The organism is methanotrophic endosymbiont of Bathymodiolus puteoserpentis (Logatchev) (assembly GCF_900128525.1).
Classification (GTDB): domain Bacteria; phylum Pseudomonadota; class Gammaproteobacteria; order Methylococcales; family Methylomonadaceae; genus Methyloprofundus.
The window spans coordinates 1-1,123 of sequence record NZ_FQTQ01000137.1; the positions used below are offsets into that span (position 1 = coordinate 1).

Annotated in this window: 1 protein-coding gene and 1 pseudogene; both read right to left on the minus strand. The window is 44.7% G+C overall.

What is annotated here, in order from left to right; translation table 11 throughout:
• Nucleotides 1-914: ABC transporter permease (locus BQ7314_RS11290; RefSeq protein ID WP_174483801.1), on the minus strand; the 914-nt coding region annotated here is incomplete at its 3' end.
• Nucleotides 915-916: 2 nt separating this feature from the next.
• Nucleotides 917-1,123, minus strand: a pseudogene (locus BQ7314_RS11295) (macrolide ABC transporter ATP-binding protein); the annotation flags it as partial.

Genomic DNA, 1,123 nt, shown 5'->3' on the forward strand with positions numbered 1-1,123 from the left:
GTTCTTTGTGTTACGCTAACCCACATAACATTCATCACTAAAATGCCTGAGACCGCTAAGCTAATGCTAGCAATACTGGCAACGGTTAAAGTCAGAGCCGTTAAAATATCATCAAAGGTTTTGACTACGCTATCTTGCGTAATCAGGGTAATATCATCTTCGCCATCATGCCGTGCTTTTATAATCGCTCGAATTTCATCAACCGCTTTATACATAGCAGCTTTAGACTTTGCTTCAACTAAAATACGAAATAATGACTGAGTATTAAATAGCGCTTGTGCCGCGGCCACGGGAATAATGACCATATCATCAAAATCAACACCGATAGATTGCCCTTCTGACGCTAATACGCCAATCACTCGAAAACGGCGGTCGTTAATTCGCAGCCATTGGCCAAGCGCCTGTTGATTGGCAAATAACTCATCTTTTATGGTGCGCCCAATGACACAGACAGGTAGCGGTTCATTACTATTACTTGCGGGTAAAAAGCGCCCTTGGGCTAAACTCAAATGCCGTACTTGGCGCAACTCAGCTGTTGACCCGATAATATTAGTTTCTCGCTCTAAACCTCTAGCTGATACCGGAGCGGCACCAATATTAATGGGTGCGATAGCCGCGATATGTCGACTACGCAGCAAAGCATGGGCATCTGCCAAAGTTAAATCAGTCGGTGTTTCACCAAAAATAGGCGGCTGCCCACCCGTAGTCTCAGTACGCCCCGGTAAGACAATCACTAAATGCGTGCCCAAAGCTTGAAATTCATTAACAATATACAGCCGCGCACTTTCACCTAATGCAGTTAGAATCGTCACCGAAGCGATCCCTATGCTCATAGCTAGAACAATCAGCAAAACACGAACAGGCTGTGCTTTAATTGCCGTATAGGATTGATTAAGCGTATCGCTAAAGCGCATGACTAGCTCACTTGCCCATCAATAATGCGAATGCAGCGCTCTGCTCTTTGACCTATAGATTCATCATGGGTAATCATCAGCAAAGTCATACCTTGTTGTTGGTTTAAGCTTTCCAACAGCTCAATAATTTCACACCCTGATTGACTATCAAGATTACCCGTAGGCTCGTCAGCCAATAAAAGTCCCGGACGCATAATCATCGCACGAGC